This window comes from Ruegeria sp. D6 (assembly GCF_056534365.1).
On sequence record NZ_JBQFPH010000004.1, the window covers coordinates 130244 to 147182 of the forward strand.

Consider the following 16939-nt stretch of genomic DNA (forward strand, 5'->3'; position numbering starts at 1 on the left):
TAAGGTTTTTGAGACCAAATTTTTGGGCGCGGATTCAAAACGTCTGCAAAAAGGGCCTCCTCCGCGAGGGACCGAAGTAATGTGTCCAACTCAACCAAACCTGAAGTCGGTATACGCTGGAACTGGACCGTTCTTGTTTTATCGATCACTGTTATTGGACCAAGACCGTCGGCATTTTTGGAGAGTTCACGATGAAGTTCCTTCGTACACCGGACCATCGGTTTGACGGGCTGCCAGATTTCAACTTTGGCCCGAACTATCTTGATGTGGATGACACCGAGGGAAGTCTTCTGCGACTGCATTATTTGGACGAGGGACCGGCTCATGCATCACCAGTATTGTTGATGCATGGAGAGCCAACCTGGTGCTTCCTTTACCGGCGCATGATTCCGTTATTCAAGGACGCTGGCCATCGAGTTCTGGCTCCTGATTTGATTGGGTTTGGAAGGTCGGATAAACCAACAGAGCGATCCGACTACACCTACCAACGCCATGTAGACTGGATGTCCGAGTGGTTGCGGAAGGTTGACCTGACGGGCATCACGTTGGTTTGCCAGGACTGGGGTGGTCTAATAGGCTTGCGGTTGGTTGCGAGTATGCCCGAGCGGTTCTCGCGCGTAGTTGTGGCAAACACGGCCTTGCCCACCGGTGACGCACCCTTGAGTGAGGCATTTCTTTCATGGCGGGAATACTCGCAGTCCGTGCCTGAATTTAATTCGGGACGCATTGTATTCGGCGGCACATCATCCAAGATTTCCGATGAAGAAGTCGCAGCATACAACGCTCCGTTCCCAGATGCGCGCTATCTGGCAGGCGCTCGAGAGTTTCCAGTGTTGGTGCCCGACTCGCCCGACAATCCAGCTTCAGAAGCCAACCGAGCCGCATGGAAAACCTTCAAGACCCTCAACACTCCGTTTCTGACTGTTTTTGGAGAAGACGACAGGGTTATGGCGGGCGTAGACAAACTGTTCCAAAAGTCGGTCCCTGGGGCAGTTGGTCAAAATCATATCCTTGTGCCTAGAGCGGGGCATTTCATCCAAGAAGATGCTGGCACTGAGCTAGCACATGCGACTTTGAAATTCATTGAGCAGACATAGCAGCTATCAGATTAGTGTCTTCCCCTGCGGCCTCAACTCACACCAAATTTGCGACGCAAATGCTCAGCTAAGGCTGTTATGCGACGTGGTTGGGCCCGGCTCGGTGGAAACATCATTTGCAAAGGTTTCGGCGGTGGGAGGAAGTCGCGCAAGACAGAAACAAGTCTGCCAGATCGAACATCGTCGCCCACATCCAGCTCGGACTTCAATACGACCCCATGGCCTGCAATCGCCCAATCGCGGATGAGTGAACCATCATTGACTATTCGATTTCCCTTTACCGAAACGCGCTGGGCATTTGGTCCTGATCCAAACTCCCAAACGTTGTCGATCATGTCGCCAAACCTCATGACCAAGCAGTTGTGGTTTAATAGATCTTCTGGTTTTTCAGGCGTTCCAAATGAGGCCAGGTAACTTGGGGACGCACAAACGAAACGTTGGTAGCTTCCCAGATTTCGCAACCTGAGCGAGCTGTCTGTGATGTTGCCGAAGCGAACGGCGAGGTCAAAACCCTGGCCTACGAGGTCGACATAACCGTCCGAGAGGGACAGTTCGATTGAGACGGCAGGGTTCTTTTCGGTGAATTCGGCAATAACCTTGGAGACAATGCTCCGTCCCAAGTCAATGGGCGCGCTTATGCGAATTGGACCAGACAGAGTTTCGGCGCCGTGCCGAACAAGTGTGTCCAGGTCCGCAACCTCACTGAGAACGTTTCTTGCTCCATTAGCGAGTGTCCGGCCTTCTTCGGTCAGGCTAATGGAACGGGTGGTGCGGTTGAACAAAACCACGCCGTAATGTGCCTCCAGAGCCGCGAGCCGTTCGGACACTGTCGTACTCGACAACCCTGTCTCGCGCGCCGCGGCCACCAGACTGCCTTTCTCGGATATGGTCAGAAACAAGCGAAGATTGTCTAAAAGCATTAAACGGAATTTCCGGATTATATGTTCGATCTTGCCCTGTTTATCCCGAAAGAACTGCGGCGTAAATCTTGCGCATCGCTCAAGAACACATGGGACCTATTCCAATGGCCAAGCTGACAATCGTCGCCAACATCAAAGCCAACCCCGACAAGATCGACCTCGTAAAGGCTGAGCTTATGAAGCTCATCGACATAACCCGTGCCGAAGAGGGTTGCATTAACTACGACTTGCATCAGGACAACGACAATCCGGCTCATTTCGTGTTCTGCGAAAGTTGGGAAAGCCGGGAGCTTTGGCAAACCCACATGGGTGCTCAGCACCTTGCGGCTTACCTGGAAGCAACAGAAGGCGCCGTTGCAGAATTCACGCTAAATGAGATGACAGTCATCGGTTGATAAAGAACCGGACAAAGGAGCACGTTATGAAAGCCGTGGGATACCTTAAGACAGGATCGATTGATCGGGCGGACGCCTTAATCGACTTCGAGGCCGACAAACCGACGCCAAAAGGGCACGACTTGTTGGTGAAGGTGCAGGCCGTGTCAGTGAACCCAGTCGATACGAAAATTCGTCAAAACCGTGCTCCTGCAGGTCCAGCACCTGATATTCTAGGGTGGGACGCAGTAGGGGTCGTCGAAGCCGTTGGCGAAGCGGTTGAGACTTTCAGTCCGGGAGATACAGTTTGGTACGCCGGGGCAATAAACCGGCCGGGAACCAATGCCGAGTTTCATCTGGTGGATGAACGTATTGTCGGGTCAGCGCCAAAATCCATACCTGCAAAAGCAGCTGCTGCGATGCCGCTAACGACGCTTACTGCCTTTGAGATGCTTTTCGACCGCTTGCGAGTCCAAAATGCCGTTTCCGGCGGAACCAAGACGTTGCTGGTTATTGGTGGCGCAGGCGGTGTCGGGTCTATCACCATTCAATTGGCGCGGGCCCTCACTGACATGACGGTGGTTGCAACTGCGTCCCGACCCGAGACACAAGACTGGGTTCGAGAGCTAGGCGCACACCAAGTCATCAACCACGCGGAACCTTTTGGCTCACAACTCAAGGCTCTCGGTATCGACAGCGTGGATTTCATCTATTCAACAAACCAGTCCCAGCTTTATGCTTCCCAAGCTGGAGAGGTGATGACGCCCCAAGGTCGCTTTGGGTTGATCGATGATCCTGAAACCTTCGACATCGCGCCGTTTAAACCCAAATCGATCTCATTGCATTGGGAGTTCATGTACACTCGGTCGCTTTTTGGGACTGGAGATATGAATCGTCAAAGCGAAATCCTGAATCGAGTCGCCGCGATGATAGACGATGGAAAGATCAGATCCACAGCGACCGATACACTTGGTAGGATCAATGCTACAAACTTAATGAAAGCGCATGCTATCCTCGAAAGCGGCAAGGCCAAAGGAAAGCTTGTGCTTGAGGGTTTTTAATGAGAATTGAACGGCTGGATCATGTAAATATTGTGACGACTAGGTTGCCTGAGATGGTTACTTGGTATGAAAATGTCCTAGGTTTGCAACCCGGGGCCCGCCCCGATTTTCCGTTTCCCGGAGCATGGTTGTATGCGGGTGATGACGCCGTGGTTCATCTTGTGGGTCACGAAGGAACACCTAACGTTGGCTCTGAAGTGAGGCTCAAGCTCGAGCATTTTGCGCTCTCAGCCACGGGGTTGAGCGCATTCGAAGAAAAACTGATCTCGAGTCAGATCCAGTATCGCAAAACTGATGTCCCGGGGGCTGGAATGGTGCAAATCCATGTGGCCGATCCTGATGGAAATCACATTCACATAGACTTTGAAGAAACCGAATAAGTGGCTAACTCGCGAAATAATCGCAACGCAAAATCAAGCCGGTAACTTCTTGCCGATTAGGGATTGAGGTCCTTGCCGGGTTGCTTCCAAGACTTGCGTGGGACAACATTTTTTGGGCGGTGCAAACGTCGATTTGGAGATCAGTATGCCGGACCTCGAAACAAACAAGAAAAACGTCATCGCTTTCTACGAAATGATGTTCAACGAGTGTCGACCTGCGGAGGCCATAGCAACCTTTGTTGGTGATACCTATACGCAGCACAACCCGCATGTTGGCGACGGAAAGCAAGCCTTTGTTGAGTACTTCGAGCGCATGGCCGCCGAATACCCGGGAAAGCGTGTGGACATCAAACGTGCGTTTGCTGAAGGCGATCACGTTGTTCTGCATTGCCATCAAATCTGGCCCGATGGTCTCGAGTACGCAGGGATCGATATTTTTCGCCTGGATGCTGATGGCAAGGTTGTCGAACACTGGGACGTTCTTCAGGAAGTTCCAGCAAACAGCGAGAATGACAATGGTATGTTTTGACTTCGTCGTTCTGACAGCGGTGCATGGAACTTCGAAAGGGCCTGTCAGCTAAACCACCATAGTCAAAGGGCATAAGTCTGATCCAAGAGATCCGCCGAAGCGTATCTATCAAGAACCAATAAGGAAGGAGATAAATATGCTCCCGAAGAGTATTCTTGCGGCGACCCTTGGACTATTTGCAGCCACTTCGCTTCAAGCCGGAGTTCAAATTCGCTTCATAGAAGGCGCACCCAAAGACCGTTTTGTTCTGACAAATGTAGGAACGTGCGAAGTAGAAACCTCGACCGTCAAAATTGACTTGTCGCAATCTGCTGGACGTCTGATTTTCGACGTTACCGAAAAAGGCGCGGGTGTAGAGGTATTCCAACCGCTCGAATTCGTTGAGGGTGCGGATGCACTGCGTCAATTTCCTTCGGTCGTGGACGGGCAGAATACAATTGAACTTGAGATCGTTTCCCTCGCAGCCGGGGACAAATTAGCCTTTACCATCGATGTGGACGACACGATCGGGCAACGCGAAATCACCGTAACGGAGTCGGAGATCGAAGGCGCCACGGTGTCATATACCGACGCGGATGAGACCAGTACTGCGACCTTCTCTTCCGAAGCGCTTGTCAACGTAACGACCAAGGGCTGCTGAAAGCTATCCCACAATGTCGAATTGGATGGTCCGCATAGCATTTCTTGCGCTCGTGTTGGGAGGCGGCATCCTGATCGGGATATTGACCGCGCCTGGCGATTGGTATGCGCAGCTTTCTAAACCTGCTTTCAATCCACCAATTTGGATATTTGGCCCGGTCTGGACGGTGCTTTATGTCTTGATCGCCATGGCGGGTTGGCGCCAGTTCGAAACAGACCGAAGCTCGACTGCCATGAAGCTGTGGTGGGCACAGATGGGTCTAAACTTTTCGTGGTCCCCAATCTTTTTCATACTGCAACTACCGTGGTTTGCGTTTGTTGTAATTGCCGCGTTGCTGGCTGTCATCGTCATGTTCATCGCTCTGGTCAGGAGCTCGGATCAGGTTTCCGCACTAGCCTTCCTGCCGTACTTTGCATGGGTCGCATTTGCCAATGTCTTGAATTTTTCTATTGCAATACTGAACTGAGAAAAAACGATATGCGTGGAAACTTCGCTGGGCTTGTTTCAGGTCTTGTTATCATCGGATCTATAATGGCACAGGCTGATGAAAATCTTGCAGAAGACTTCTCCAAGTCGCCGGAGACGAGTTGGGACTACGTTGCCGACACCGTCATGGGAGGAGTTTCTTCAGGACAGGTGCAGTTTCGTTCGGAACGTGATGTTGCGTTCGCCCGGTTGACCGGAACCGTCAGCACAAAAAACAACGGCGGCTTTATCCAGTTCCGACGCAAGTTGTCTGATCGACCAGATGAGGGTGTATCGGGCGTCAGGCTGTTGGTACGGGGGAATGGCGAGCAATACTTCGTCCACCTCAGGACACGTGGCACGGTGCTTCCATGGCAATACTATCAGGCCGCGTTCGCAACTTCTGACAACTGGACCGAAGTCTGGTTACCTCTCTCAGGCTTCAAGGCTTCAGGTGCCATGTTGCGCGCTATTCCCGTTGCTGACGAAATCACCTCAGTTGGAGTTGTAGCCTACGGGAGAGATCACGAGGCCCGCGTAGATGTCAGCGAGATTGGTTTCTATTGAAGGTTTCCCAAGAGAGGGCTGCAATCTTCAAATAGGTCTGTTTGGAACCGCGCGGGATCTAAATTTACAAACCATCTTCCCGATGGAATACATTCCGTTGATGCCCGAGCATCAATTTGGACAGGTCTGATCAGGCTGCTCAACAACAGCAACCGACATTGCCAATCCAATTGTCTTTGCTCATCGTTTCCAAGCGACTAAATTGGGTCCATGGAAGAAGTCACTCGACTGACCGAATGGATGATTACAGAAGGTCGTCGCTCCGGTGATCCTGTAAAGGTGGTGTCACAGTTTTGTTCCTCCTTGATCGAAGCCGGAGTGCCGCTATGGCGGGCAAACATTGGCCAGCGCTTTGCCAACCCATTGCTTATTGCCTGGGGGGTAGTTTGGACGCCTGAAGGCACCGACAGCTACGACGTCACGCATGAGACGATGTTGACAGATGGTTATGTCGGGAGTTCATTCGAGTATATTCTTGCGAACAGAAAGCCACTTCACAAAAGTCTCCGGCGACTGGACTCGGAAACAGAGCATTCATCCTATCTTGAATTTGCAGAGCAGGGTGGCACTGACTACTACGCTACTTTGCTCTATTACGGCGATGGATCGCTGCATGGATGTACGTTCGTTACTCAGGCAAAGGATGGATTCTCGCCCGAACATCTTAGGCTGATTGAAGCGGCCTTACCGGCCCTTTCTTCCGCCTTGGAACCTGTCACGATGCGAAAATCGTCTAAAGGTCTGCTTCGAACTTATTTAGGAGATGGACCTTCCGAGGCCGTCTGGAGCGGCAATATAAAGCGCGGAGAGCGAACAACTTTGGATGCCGTGGTTATGTTCTCTGATCTGCGAGGCTTTACGGCACTTTCCGAGACCTCTCCGGAAGAAGATATTTTCGACACGCTTAGCGACTATTTTGATCTGGTGGTTAAAGCCGTAGAGGACAACGGTGGAGACGTCCTCAAGTTCATGGGCGATGGCATTCTGTCGATCTTTACTATTGAAGCGCAAAAAGACCATGCCGACCGCTGCAGAATGGCGGCTCTTGCTGCGCAGAGTGTGCTGAGTGGTTTGAACGCTCTCAACACCAGACGAGACGGGTTTCAAAAACCGCCTTTGGATGTTGGTATTGGAATCAACGTTGGGCAGGTCAGCTATGGTAATATCGGCAGCCCCGGCAGGCTTGATTTCACAGTTCTGGGCGGGGCGGTGAACGTTGCAAGCCGAATTGAAGGTTTAACAAAAGCAATTGGTCGGAGAGTGTTGGCTACGTCAGCCGTTGCAAGTGCTGCTCCGAGCATGTTCGTTAGCTGTGGGGATCACGAAATACGTGGCCTTGCGCAGCCCATTGAATTGTTCTTTCTCACTGAAGATGCACAATAATCAGCTATAGTTATTCAAAACAATCTACCTTCGGCATCTTACGAGATTAGACGATCGCTAGAAATGAAACACAAAGCGCAAAAATCCACTAAGGCGCGGCACGCTGAACGTAACTGTTTGCGTAACCGGAAAACGGGACTTGCCCGTTGTCGTTCAGCTTCCCTGGAATAATGAACATGGCCATTGACTTTGGTAGCAGGCATTTTCCCGCCAGCATTTGATGAAATGAATATCTAGTCTGTATTAAGAATTGGATATTGGGAAATATCTGCGACTGATGTCCTATTTCTTTTTTGCTGCCATCTTCGCAGGCGCCGGTGACGGCCAAGCGATCAGGTAGTTTGCAGAAACCTAAAGCTGGGACCCAATTGGTAAAATACTTAATAACCCGGCAACTATGTGATCCCAGGCCGATCCTGTCGGCTCGAATTGGTACTCAAGAATGGTGCCATCATTGGCTCTTGTCGTCCATTTAAGCTGGCCAGCTTGCTCGAGCGTCACGTTATATGTGTATGCGGGTAGTGCGTCGTCCAAGGCTCCCATCGTCTGCGCAGTCAATGCTGGCGAGTCAATCAGAATTCCCATCTCGGTGTTGATGTTGACAGATCGCGGATCCCAGTTGAATGAACCCACGAACAAGTACTGGTCATCAATTGCAAATGCCTTGGAGTGCAGGCCTGACCTGGACTGAGCCCAGTTAATACCGCGGCGTTGGACTTGATAAGCGTCGGGTCGCAGCTCGTAGAGTTCTACTCCACCGCGTAGTAGTGCTCGGCGTTTCTTGGCGTAGTGTGCGTAAACGGGTGCGACGTCGTTAGATGCAAGTGAGTTGGTTACAACCTTTACGTCGACCCCGCGGTTCTCGAGTTCGGTCAGCCATTTCACACCGTTGTTGCGCGGAACGAAGTAGGCGGACACGATGTTCACTTCACTGCTGGCATTCTCAAAGTACGGAAGCAATTGAGATGCAAGAACGGGACCTGAGTTCTCGAGGCCCGCGGCCTTTGAAGGCGGATCAGCATAAAGTTTCGCTGGCAGCCAATCCAGTAACAGGGCGCCATCCGCGAAGTTCTCTTTTGCCGACTTTCTGAGCGCTGCGCCGTACTGCGTTTGTTTCGCTTCCTCGACGAGCTCATGCAACCTGCTGCGCGCATCGCTCAGGTCAAATTCTTCGGGTTCTCCGACAACCACGCGAGCCGGAACAGCGAATTCGCTGTTCCAGTAAGCGTCAAAGCTACGTGACACTTCGCGTACAACTGGGCCTGCGGCCAGCACATCCAGATCAGCATAGTTCATTTCTTCCCGCGCCAAAAAATACTCGGCACCGATGTTTCTCCCACCCACAATCGTGAACACGTTGTCTGCTGTCATGGACTTGTTGTGCATTCTGCGATTGATGCGTTTGAAATCAGTAAGACCCGCGATCAAAAGGCTCTGATCTCGCCAGAACGGGTTGAACAGCCTTATTTCAATGTTTTTGTGATTGTCCAACGCAGCGGTCATCGCGTCGTAGCCGGACGTATCCATATCATCCAACAACAGCCTAACACGAACACCCCGATCCGCCGCTTGCAAGAGACTGGCAGCGAACAGGTGACCGGTTGGGTCGTCGTGCAGAAGATAGTATTGCGCGTCTATCGTTCGCTCGGCCGCAGTGGCCAACAACAGCCGTGATACGAGTGCTTCTTCTCCATCACTGATCAGCTTGATGCCTGACCGACCGTCTTTAGGATCCCCAAGGCGATTGGCCGCCTGACCCAGAGCCGTGCTGGAATTTGCCGGTAGCGCAGCTGATACCGTCTTTTCATACGTGCGGGTTTTCGGAGCGCAAGCGACAAGAAACAGCGCGCAATAAACACTAATCACGAACTTCCACAGCGCCATTGGCTTTCTCCAACCCTATGCCCTAGGTGACTACGCGCGAGCACGCGATTGCAAGTTTGTTCTATGAAGCCTGAGGTTGTTTCGTTCGCTAGTGTTGATTTCGTAACTCTCACAAGCGCCATGTTGTTGGTTTGCGATTTCGACACACCCCTAGTTCCAACGGACTATGGCAGAACCCAGATGCGTTGAACCACACCGCTCGTAACCAGTTTCCGTGTTATAAGTCTCTGATCAGGTAAAATGATGCTCTCTGATTTTGGAAGTTTAGGTGCTCTTAGCATTGACGTGTTACGATTCCGCCCCACAGTTTTGACGCAGATTTTCGGAGCATCCTGAGTGTTTGTGAGGACCACCGCCTTAGTGATTTTTGCTGTGTCGACCCCGGCCACGGCATTGCAGCTTCGCGAAACAGGGCGTTATGAACTTTATCAGCCCGCAAGTCTTGACTACGATCCGACCTTTTGTGGGTTGTGGATTGCGAACGAGGGGCCCGAGGCAATTCTCGTTACATTGCAAGGTGATGAATTGCGCCGTATATCCAGCGATCTCTTTCGGATCAAAGCAATTGCTGTTGAAGGGGATCACTTGTTGCTGGGCGATGGTCTCGGCAGTCTTCAACGTGTCACCAAGGACGGATCACGCCTGGGAGCACCCTTCGAATTGGAAGGTGGTTTCGCGGATACGGAAGGAATTGCGATCAACGCCAAGGGACAGATCGTGACCGTAGAGGATGACCCCGAACGGTTGTCGTGGTTCACCTCAGCGGGTGCTTTGACGGCGAGGTTGGATACCATGAAGTTCTCTCCTCCCTTGAGTGAGGCGCAGGGGATCGCGATTGATCCGCGTACCGGCCACATGTTGATTGTTGATGACTGGGAAGGGTCAAACAGCCTGTATGAGTTCACGGCAGATGGCCAACTTCTCGCCCAGCAAAGTTTGTTAGAATTCGGAACCGATCCAGAAGGCATCGCCATTAGGCCGGGATCCAACCAACTGTTCGTGGCATTCGACGGTGGCGCGAAGATTGTGACATTTGACTACACACCCACTTTGCCTGAAGGATCGCCACCGCTCCCGCCGGGCGCGGATTGCATGATGTTCTGAAAATTTGGTTGCTTGCTTCGGCTGGCGCAGGTTTCGACTAGTCGCGCTCGCTGTCCAAAGTTTCGCGTATGAGCGTCAGATTAGGCAATGATTCATGGAACGGTTCAGGCCCGAGTTCGGACAAAACTGGAGCCAGGGATTCCGACATCCGCTCCATACAAGCTTTCAAAAACTCCGCGCCTTGCGGTGTAGGCCGAGCAATTTTCGAACGCTTGTCATTGGGGTTGGCTTCAAGAGTAATCAGGTCATGATTTTCAAGACTGGAGAGCATGTGCGTCATCGAAGTTTTAGGCACTTGAAACGCGTTCGAAAGTTGCTGTGGAGTTTCACCCTCGGGACGCCGTACCAGATGGCCCAAAATTCCGAATTGAGTCGCCGTCATTCTACCAGGCAAGAACGCTTCCAGCTTGGTCGAGATCAACTGATTGATGATCCCGACCTCGGTGAAGAACCGGTAAACTTCGTTGGTCTCATCTTCAGGATTCATTCAGAATTCGTGTCTCCAGCGGCCAGCGGGGTGTGGCAATTGGTTCAGGTCCATACCCCAAACGCAGCAACATTTGCACCGTGTGGCGCGGTGACGCAAGAAGCTCATGCGCCAGAGCGTATTCATCGGCCATCTCAGGATATTCCTGAAGGGCCTGACTGACCGGATGCACGCCCAGGCCCATTTCGGTTGTCTTCAGGTAAAAACGCATCAATTGACGCCCGGCATCGATTTGATCGCTTCGCGTATTTTTAGCTGTCGTGAGAACTGCGTACTGCGGTGTCGCGTCTAGCATAGCGAAGTAGTCTTGCATGTGCGCCTGAGTGCCTGGGTGATCAACGTTCATCAGGGTCTCATTGTCCAATAGGCCGGTAAGTCGCAGCGTTTCCAGCATGGGATCACGCAGTTCAATCCCGTCTGGGTTTGCGTTGATTTCTGCTTTGCCGATCCGCATCAGGTCGACGGATTCTCTAAGAGTCTGTGGAGTTCGCATTTCGATTTCAAAAGCGCGTTTTGTGAGGTCTCGAATACGGGCCACTAGATCCTCATCGGAAATCAGAGTGGCATAGTTTTCAAGGACCGATATTTCCGCCTCAGAGAGCTGCTGTTCAGTGTACGGTTCTTTATTTGAATGTCGGTTGAGGATTTGATCTGAGAGTGGATCGGATGCCCCGCCAGATACAAACATCGCTTCTGCGATAGGTCCGTCATTCCCTTCTGGCAGTAACTCGACCTCAGTATCAAACCCGTGGGCACCTGCTGCCAGAACCATCGTTTCAACAAATGCACCGAGGCCAATATAGAGCTGGCGGTGGTAAGGATCGGTTTCCGGAAGCTCGCGATCTGTATCACGGTGGATCCGCACCTTGTCTTGCCCAACCAACTCGATCAGCCAAGGTTGCAAATTGTGCGGATTGGGGGCGAGAATTGCGTAGGACATAGCAGCCTTGCGTGGGTCATCATACGGTTTCGGCGTCCACGGAGCTAAAGCTTCATGGGGTGTACGTGTCGTGAGAAACCCAGCCGCGCCCGTTGCCGCCAGTATTGTGCCTCCGCCTAGAATCTTGAGAAAACGTCTTCGGTTTGGCATCTTGACTCTCCAATAGTACGATATCGAACTAAATTAATGCGAAATCGTACCATTTCAACCCCAATCGATGCAGTGATTGTTTGAGCGACTAGAAAAAAAGAAAATCAGAGCAGCCGGAGGCAACTGCGGGTTGCCGTGGTAGACAAGTATTCGGAGCGCCTTTAGTACCGAAAATAAGCAGATATTTTAGATGATTAATGGCCGGATACGAGAAGATCAGAGGCTGTTGAGCCGATGCTTTTCGAGTATCTCGCAAAGCATAGCCTTGGCTTGCAGCCTGTGTTCTCGATGACGTTCACGGGCGACATCCGGTCGACCTTCACTAATAGCATGGAAAACAACCCGGTGGTCTTCATTGGATTTGACGGGCAGAGGTCTGATGAACAAGGTCGTTGCGCGCGCGCGGCGCACCTGGTCGCTCATCATGGCGACAATCGCTTCGACCCGTTTGTTGCCGCCCAACCGAACGAGCTCTTGATGAAATAACTCATCGGCCTCGGCCCAGGCTTCAAGATCTTCGGCTTCGATGGCTCGGTCCATCTTCGCAATTGATCCAGCAAGTACCGAAAGTTCATCTTCTGAATAACCCGCTTCGGCAGCGCGTTGTGCAGCGAGGCTCTCGAGCTCCGTCAGGATGTCGTAGATTTCACGCATATCGTCTGATGAAACCGGCAGTATCCGCACGCCTTTGCGGGGCCGCATCTCCAACAACCCCTTGCTTTCCAACATCAGCGCAGCTTCCCGTATCGGGGTGCGGGACATACCAAGGGTTTCGGCGAGTTCCGACTCCAGGTGGTCCGTTCCGGCTGCAAGTTCGCCGGACAGGATCATCTGCCGCAAATCCCTAACGGCGCGTTGCGTATTGGAAAGAGTTTTTGCGTCTTGACCCTTCACGGCGTCTCCAGGTTGATCTTTCGTCCCTCAGCAGCCGAGAGATAGATGCTCTCTTCGATGCGGATCACGTCCAAATAGTCTCGAGCCGTGTTTTCCAGCGGCGTACCCTTTACAAGGCCTGAAACGACGTGACTTTGCAAGGCGTGGACGCAATCGCCGCCAAATCCATTATGATCGCTTGGAGGTAGAATTTGCTGCTGCGCCTGCTTTCCAAAAGCGCGGAGTTCAACTGAACCATCGCCGTTAAGAACCAATGATCCTGTTGTTCCTTCAATGAGGGCTTCACCCATAGTTTGACGCAGGTTTTTGGCGCTGTGGTCAAGACACCTGTTCCCATCGAACAAAGCTTTCAAACCGTTGGGATGATCAAACAGGATATAGCCGGCATCCTCACCTGCGATAATGGGGTTCACTTGGCGCAAGTCCGCATAAACTGCGCTGGGCGCATCGAACAAGAATCGGAATGTGTCGACCCAGTGAACTGCTGTTTCATGAACCAGGAAACGCGGCATGTCCTGAAAATACGGCTGCCGGTCAAGATAGGCGCGTGGTCCTTGTCCGTCGCCAGGCCGAAGCCGGAAAGTAGCTTGTAGAGGTGTACCAATTCGACCCTCGGTCATCGCCTCTTTGATCGCGCGATACCAAGGTTGAAAGCGAAAGTTCTCGTGTACAACAATAGTTGCTCCTACCGCTTCGGCCTCTGAAACAATTTTCTCAGCTTCATGCAACGACATGCAGAAAGGTTTTTGGCAGATCAACCACTTTATTCCAGAGTGCAGCGCCGTTCGGATGGCATCGGCCTGCGCCACAGGCGGGAGGATGATGTCAACGAGATCTGGTTTTTCCGCCTCCAGCATTTTTGACAGATCATCGTAAGCGGCCAGTCCTGTTTCTTTCGCCTTTTTGATGTCACGGTTGCAGGATGCAATCGGAACCGCTCCGGGCATTCGAGACCAGCTTTCGTAGTGGAACTTGCTGAAGTACCCCGCACCTACGCACGCGACCGTGATGGCTTGTTGAGTATTCATGCCAGCAATGCTTCCAATACCGATGAGGCTGCGTCCTGCGTTCCGGCGGTGCCACCAAGGTCACGCGTCAGGTTTTGACCGCTCTCAGTCACCTTTTCCACGGCTTCCCGTAAACGTTCGCCATCTTTGGACAGTTCTGGATGATTATGGGTCAACCCTAACCATTCAAGCATCATTGCCGCAGACAAGATCATCGCGAAAGGATTGGCAGTGTTTTGTCCCGCAATGTCCGGAGCAGAGCCGTGACAGGGTTGGAACACGGCGTGGTTCAACCCGATATCTGCTGAAGGAGCCAATCCAAGACCGCCCATAAGGCCGGCGCCAAGGTCGGAGAGAATGTCTCCGAACATGTTCTCAGTGACCAAAACATCAAATTCCCAGGGTTTTTGAACCATCCATAGAGCGGTGGCATCAACATAAGCATGGTCTGCCTGCAATTCGGGATGGTTTGCAGCTTCTGCATCAAACATCGATCTGAAGAACGCAAAGGCGCGGAATACATTGGCTTTGTCGACACATGTAACTCGACCCCGACCGCGCCCGGTTCTTTTGCGGTTCTGGGCGAGTTCAAACGCAAACCGGAACAGTTTTTCGGACACCTCACGAGTGATCAGCAGAGTTTCACGTGCTTCGTGTTCGGTAACTTCTCCAGCGCCTTGGGTGAAGAACAGTCCTTCTGTGCTTTCGCGTATCAAGACAAAGTCGATCTCTTTTCCGGGAGGCAGCGCCAAGGGGGTCATTTGTCCGCTGCTAACCTTTACCGGACGCACGCCGGCAAAAAGGCCGAGCTGCTTCCGCAGGTCGATCTGTGGTGAAATCTCGGTTCCGTCAGGGTAGCGAACATCCGGCAAACCCATTGCAGATAGCAGAATCGCATCAGCCTTGCGTGCAGTTTCAAGTGAACCAGTCGGAAACGATTCTCCAGTTTTGGCGTAGTGGGCTGCGCCCGCTGGAGCGTCTGTAAACACCAGTTCGTAGGAAGGACTGCCGCGCGAGAGCTGACGCAGAATTTCAAGCGTAGGGGCCATAATTTCCGGGCCGATTCCGTCCCCGTGGAACACTGCCACATCATAACTTTTCTTCATCTTAGCCCGCTTCCTTCCCGTTTCGCATTCATAGCGCGATAGCAGCTTTCACTACAGTCCGTTGACAACGCATTCTTTAATGTATACGCAAATAAATGCAATAATAAACGCAAAGATGTTTGGGAGGACTTGGAAATGAAACTGAAGTTAGGGCAGTTGGCGGCCGCAGCCGTGATTGCAACCGGGATTTCAGGGGCTGCTACCGCGCAGGATTACCCTTACCGTGATATCACCACAGCTGTGGTCTGGGGGGCCGGTGGCGGCACGGACACGATCAACCGAATGATCATGGCCGAAATGGAAAAACACCTTCCAGTCTCGATCAATGTGATCAACCAAACCGGTGGGGTCGCAGGCTCCAACGGCATGGTCTACGTCATGAACCAACCAGACGATGGCTACACATTGGTTGGTCTGTCTGAATCGAACGTCACCGCTGCTGTGCAGGGTGGTTGGGATAAGAAATTTGACTTTTGGTATCCGTTTATTGTTGGCGGATCACCCGATCTGATCTCAGTTCCGGCGGACAGCCCTTACAATACTCTGGAAGAACTGGTCGACGCTGCCAAAGCCGCTCCTGGAACTATTCCCGCTGCCGCGTCCGGCGCGGGTTCGATCCACCACTTGAATCTTCTCGCCATCGAGAAAGGGTCCGGTGCAGAGTTCAAGTTTGTTCCATACAAAGGCTCAGCGCCCGGGCAGGAAGCGGCGATAGCAGGTGAGGTTGCGTTGGTTGTGACTTCGCTGGCTGAACAAGCTCCTTTGATCGAAGGCGGACAATTGAAGCCACTTGCGATGTTGACACCGGAAGATGCGCAGATTGCCGGAGCTACAGTGCCATCTGCCTTTGGCATCTATGACGGTCTCGACAAGTATCTGCCGCTAAAACAAGCCATCGGATTCGCCGTTCACAGCTCGGCTGGAGATGATGTGAAGGCGGCCCTCGGCGATGCGTTCGAGCAGGCGATTGCATCCGATACCGTCGCTGAATGGGCTGAGGCAAACAATTATGATGTCGGTGGTCAACACGGCGAAGAAGCTCAAGAATTGTTTGCGAACCTTGAGGCTACTTTTGCCTATACCTTGCAAGATTTGGGCGCTGCCACGGTCGATCCAGCCTCGCTGGGTATCGAGAAGCCCTAATCCGATCAACTTTGGAAGGGCGCGTCTGATCGCGCCCTTTCATCTAGGAGGCAGGCATGGACAAAATCGACGAAACACTGGTCATGCGGACCCGCGATTTCTGGGCTGCGATTGTTCTAATAACAGTGTCCGTCTTTTTCCTTTGGAAGACGTTGGACATCCCACTTTGGGGTGAAAACCGCGCAGGTGTAAGTGGGTCGGACTGGTACAACTCGGCTGCAATTGTACCGTTGTTCATCTTCTGTGGATTGCTTGTGTTGTCCTTCGTCTTGCTGGCTAATTCGATCCGCTCAGGTGGAGCCCAGAACGCACTCACGGCTTTGGGGATTGGATGGGATAAGTCGGAAGCCTATCGAGCAACAACAATAGGCCTGATCCTTCTTGCATACGTCGTCGGGCTGGTTCCCAGAGTGGACTTCATATTGTGCTCGGGGTTACTGATTACAGCTTTGACTTACGGCTACTACGGCGGTCACGCGCGGCGTGCTTTGGTAGCCTGTATCGCAGTTGTTTCTGCCGGGGTTTTTGCGTTCGCCGTGTTTCCCGCGCAGGCGGAATGGAATGCACACAGTGATGATTGGTTTACACTGGCCCTATGGGTCTCGCTATCACTTGTGGTGTTGACCAAAGCGGCTTCCGAACGCGTTTTGCGGTTAGTGCCAGTCGTCGCAATATTGGCCCCGCTGATCCTCGTTTGCGCGATGGCCTTTATTTTCCGACAGAACGTGCCCGCGCGCGGGGGACTGATCTTCAAGCAAATCGAATACCACTACTACGTGACGCTTCGTCCGCTATGGAAAGATTGACC

General features: G+C 52.3%; 19 protein-coding genes. 12 read left to right on the forward strand and 7 right to left on the reverse strand.

The window, feature by feature from the left end; translation table 11 throughout:
• Positions 1 to 191 precede the first annotated feature (191 nt).
• A complete protein-coding gene (locus ACR0A1_RS14710) occupies positions 192 to 1097 on the forward strand; it encodes a haloalkane dehalogenase (protein WP_480868133.1) in 906 nt (301 codons plus the stop codon).
• 32 nt (positions 1098 to 1129) lie between these two features.
• Here the strand turns inward: ACR0A1_RS14710 and ACR0A1_RS14715 are convergent, their stop codons facing one another.
• Complete coding sequence (locus ACR0A1_RS14715; RefSeq protein WP_480868134.1) at positions 1130 to 2017, reverse strand: LysR family transcriptional regulator; 888 nt, start codon at positions 2015 to 2017, stop codon at positions 1130 to 1132.
• Between the two features lie 104 nt (positions 2018 to 2121).
• Between ACR0A1_RS14715 and ACR0A1_RS14720 the strand changes: the two genes are divergently transcribed.
• The 8 genes from ACR0A1_RS14720 to ACR0A1_RS14755 all read left to right on the forward strand — a co-directional run bounded on the left by ACR0A1_RS14720 (position 2122) and on the right by ACR0A1_RS14755 (position 7416).
• The gene (locus tag ACR0A1_RS14720; RefSeq protein WP_480868136.1) at positions 2122 to 2412 is read left to right on the forward strand and encodes a putative quinol monooxygenase; all 291 of its coding nucleotides are present in this window, start codon (positions 2122 to 2124) and stop codon (positions 2410 to 2412) included.
• 26 nt (positions 2413 to 2438) lie between these two features.
• Positions 2439 to 3452, forward strand: a complete 1014-nt coding sequence (locus tag ACR0A1_RS14725; protein WP_480868138.1) for a zinc-binding alcohol dehydrogenase family protein — start codon at positions 2439 to 2441, stop codon at positions 3450 to 3452.
• Positions 3452 to 3832, forward strand: coding sequence for a VOC family protein (locus ACR0A1_RS14730; RefSeq protein ID WP_480868139.1), 381 nt, complete (start codon positions 3452 to 3454; stop codon positions 3830 to 3832). The genes ACR0A1_RS14725 and ACR0A1_RS14730 overlap by 1 nt, the downstream gene beginning before the upstream one ends.
• Positions 3833 to 3977: 145 nt before the next feature.
• The gene (locus ACR0A1_RS14735; protein ID WP_170626249.1) at positions 3978 to 4361 is read left to right on the forward strand and encodes a nuclear transport factor 2 family protein; all 384 of its coding nucleotides are present in this window, start codon (positions 3978 to 3980) and stop codon (positions 4359 to 4361) included.
• A gap of 136 nt (positions 4362 to 4497) precedes the next feature.
• Positions 4498 to 5001 (forward strand): aggregation factor core, encoded by a 504-nt coding sequence (locus tag ACR0A1_RS14740; RefSeq protein WP_170408449.1) that lies wholly within the window; start codon positions 4498 to 4500, stop codon positions 4999 to 5001.
• A 13-nt stretch (positions 5002 to 5014) separates the two neighbouring features.
• Entirely contained in the window at positions 5015 to 5467 is a 453-nt protein-coding gene (locus ACR0A1_RS14745) for a TspO/MBR family protein (RefSeq protein ID WP_480868141.1), read from the forward strand.
• A gap of 65 nt (positions 5468 to 5532) precedes the next feature.
• Complete coding sequence (locus tag ACR0A1_RS14750; RefSeq protein ID WP_170626246.1) at positions 5533 to 6033, forward strand: CIA30 family protein; 501 nt, start codon at positions 5533 to 5535, stop codon at positions 6031 to 6033.
• 210 nt (positions 6034 to 6243) lie between these two features.
• A complete protein-coding gene (locus ACR0A1_RS14755) occupies positions 6244 to 7416 on the forward strand; it encodes an adenylate/guanylate cyclase domain-containing protein (RefSeq protein WP_170597186.1) in 1173 nt (390 codons plus the stop codon).
• A 351-nt stretch (positions 7417 to 7767) separates the two neighbouring features.
• Here ACR0A1_RS14755 and ACR0A1_RS14760 read toward each other — a convergent pair whose 3' ends face one another.
• Complete coding sequence (locus ACR0A1_RS14760; RefSeq protein WP_480868144.1) at positions 7768 to 9300, reverse strand: phospholipase D family protein; 1533 nt, start codon at positions 9298 to 9300, stop codon at positions 7768 to 7770.
• 336 nt (positions 9301 to 9636) lie between these two features.
• On the opposite strand from ACR0A1_RS14760, the gene ACR0A1_RS14765 reads away from it, so the two are divergent.
• Complete coding sequence (locus tag ACR0A1_RS14765) at positions 9637 to 10404, forward strand: hypothetical protein (RefSeq protein WP_480868145.1); 768 nt, start codon at positions 9637 to 9639, stop codon at positions 10402 to 10404.
• 37 nt (positions 10405 to 10441) lie between these two features.
• Here ACR0A1_RS14765 and ACR0A1_RS14770 read toward each other — a convergent pair whose 3' ends face one another.
• From ACR0A1_RS14770 to ACR0A1_RS14790, 5 genes are all read right to left on the reverse strand, one after another.
• Positions 10442 to 10891, reverse strand: coding sequence for a MarR family winged helix-turn-helix transcriptional regulator (locus tag ACR0A1_RS14770; protein WP_480868147.1), 450 nt, complete (start codon positions 10889 to 10891; stop codon positions 10442 to 10444).
• The gene (locus ACR0A1_RS14775) at positions 10881 to 11981 is read right to left on the reverse strand and encodes an Acg family FMN-binding oxidoreductase (protein WP_480868149.1); all 1101 of its coding nucleotides are present in this window, start codon (positions 11979 to 11981) and stop codon (positions 10881 to 10883) included. Before ACR0A1_RS14775 ends, ACR0A1_RS14770 begins: the two co-directional genes overlap by 11 nt.
• A gap of 216 nt (positions 11982 to 12197) precedes the next feature.
• Positions 12198 to 12875: a GntR family transcriptional regulator gene (locus tag ACR0A1_RS14780; RefSeq protein WP_480868151.1), complete on the reverse strand. Its 678-nt coding sequence runs from the start codon at positions 12873 to 12875 to the stop codon at positions 12198 to 12200.
• Entirely contained in the window at positions 12872 to 13903 is a 1032-nt protein-coding gene (locus ACR0A1_RS14785; RefSeq protein WP_170408442.1) for a Gfo/Idh/MocA family protein, read from the reverse strand. Before ACR0A1_RS14785 ends, ACR0A1_RS14780 begins: the two co-directional genes overlap by 4 nt.
• Complete coding sequence (locus ACR0A1_RS14790) at positions 13900 to 14988, reverse strand: isocitrate/isopropylmalate dehydrogenase family protein (protein ID WP_480868153.1); 1089 nt, start codon at positions 14986 to 14988, stop codon at positions 13900 to 13902. The genes ACR0A1_RS14785 and ACR0A1_RS14790 overlap by 4 nt, the downstream gene beginning before the upstream one ends.
• 135 nt (positions 14989 to 15123) lie before the next feature.
• Here ACR0A1_RS14790 and ACR0A1_RS14795 point away from each other — a divergent pair, with 135 nt between their 5' ends.
• Complete coding sequence (locus ACR0A1_RS14795) at positions 15124 to 16131, forward strand: Bug family tripartite tricarboxylate transporter substrate binding protein (RefSeq protein WP_170513339.1); 1008 nt, start codon at positions 15124 to 15126, stop codon at positions 16129 to 16131.
• A 56-nt stretch (positions 16132 to 16187) separates the two neighbouring features.
• The gene (locus ACR0A1_RS14800) at positions 16188 to 16937 is read left to right on the forward strand and encodes a hypothetical protein (protein WP_480868155.1); all 750 of its coding nucleotides are present in this window, start codon (positions 16188 to 16190) and stop codon (positions 16935 to 16937) included.
• Positions 16938 to 16939: the final 2 nt, after the last annotated feature.

Excerpts from the sequence above, each read along its gene's own strand:
- ACR0A1_RS14790 (WP_480868153.1), bottom strand. The coding sequence starts at position 14,988 with ATGAAGAAAAGTTATGATGTGGCAGTGTTCCACGGGGACGGAATCGGC.
- ACR0A1_RS14720 (WP_480868136.1), top strand. The coding sequence starts at position 2,122 with ATGGCCAAGCTGACAATCGTCGCCAACATCAAAGCCAACCCCGACAAG.
- ACR0A1_RS14730 (WP_480868139.1), top strand. The coding sequence starts at position 3,452 with ATGAGAATTGAACGGCTGGATCATGTAAATATTGTGACGACTAGGTTG.
- ACR0A1_RS14735 (WP_170626249.1), top strand. The coding sequence starts at position 3,978 with ATGCCGGACCTCGAAACAAACAAGAAAAACGTCATCGCTTTCTACGAA.
- ACR0A1_RS14750 (WP_170626246.1), top strand. The coding sequence starts at position 5,533 with ATGGCACAGGCTGATGAAAATCTTGCAGAAGACTTCTCCAAGTCGCCG.
- ACR0A1_RS14725 (WP_480868138.1), top strand. The coding sequence starts at position 2,439 with ATGAAAGCCGTGGGATACCTTAAGACAGGATCGATTGATCGGGCGGAC.
- ACR0A1_RS14775 (WP_480868149.1), bottom strand. The coding sequence starts at position 11,981 with ATGCCAAACCGAAGACGTTTTCTCAAGATTCTAGGCGGAGGCACAATA.
- ACR0A1_RS14755 (WP_170597186.1), top strand. The coding sequence starts at position 6,244 with ATGGAAGAAGTCACTCGACTGACCGAATGGATGATTACAGAAGGTCGT.
- ACR0A1_RS14740 (WP_170408449.1), top strand. The coding sequence starts at position 4,498 with ATGCTCCCGAAGAGTATTCTTGCGGCGACCCTTGGACTATTTGCAGCC.
- ACR0A1_RS14785 (WP_170408442.1), bottom strand. The coding sequence starts at position 13,903 with ATGAATACTCAACAAGCCATCACGGTCGCGTGCGTAGGTGCGGGGTAC.
- ACR0A1_RS14745 (WP_480868141.1), top strand. The coding sequence starts at position 5,015 with ATGTCGAATTGGATGGTCCGCATAGCATTTCTTGCGCTCGTGTTGGGA.
- ACR0A1_RS14795 (WP_170513339.1), top strand. The coding sequence starts at position 15,124 with ATGAAACTGAAGTTAGGGCAGTTGGCGGCCGCAGCCGTGATTGCAACC.
- ACR0A1_RS14715 (WP_480868134.1), bottom strand. The coding sequence starts at position 2,017 with ATGCTTTTAGACAATCTTCGCTTGTTTCTGACCATATCCGAGAAAGGC.
- ACR0A1_RS14800 (WP_480868155.1), top strand. The coding sequence starts at position 16,188 with ATGGACAAAATCGACGAAACACTGGTCATGCGGACCCGCGATTTCTGG.
- ACR0A1_RS14760 (WP_480868144.1), bottom strand. The coding sequence starts at position 9,300 with ATGGCGCTGTGGAAGTTCGTGATTAGTGTTTATTGCGCGCTGTTTCTT.
- ACR0A1_RS14710 (WP_480868133.1), top strand. The coding sequence starts at position 192 with ATGAAGTTCCTTCGTACACCGGACCATCGGTTTGACGGGCTGCCAGAT.
- ACR0A1_RS14770 (WP_480868147.1), bottom strand. The coding sequence starts at position 10,891 with ATGAATCCTGAAGATGAGACCAACGAAGTTTACCGGTTCTTCACCGAG.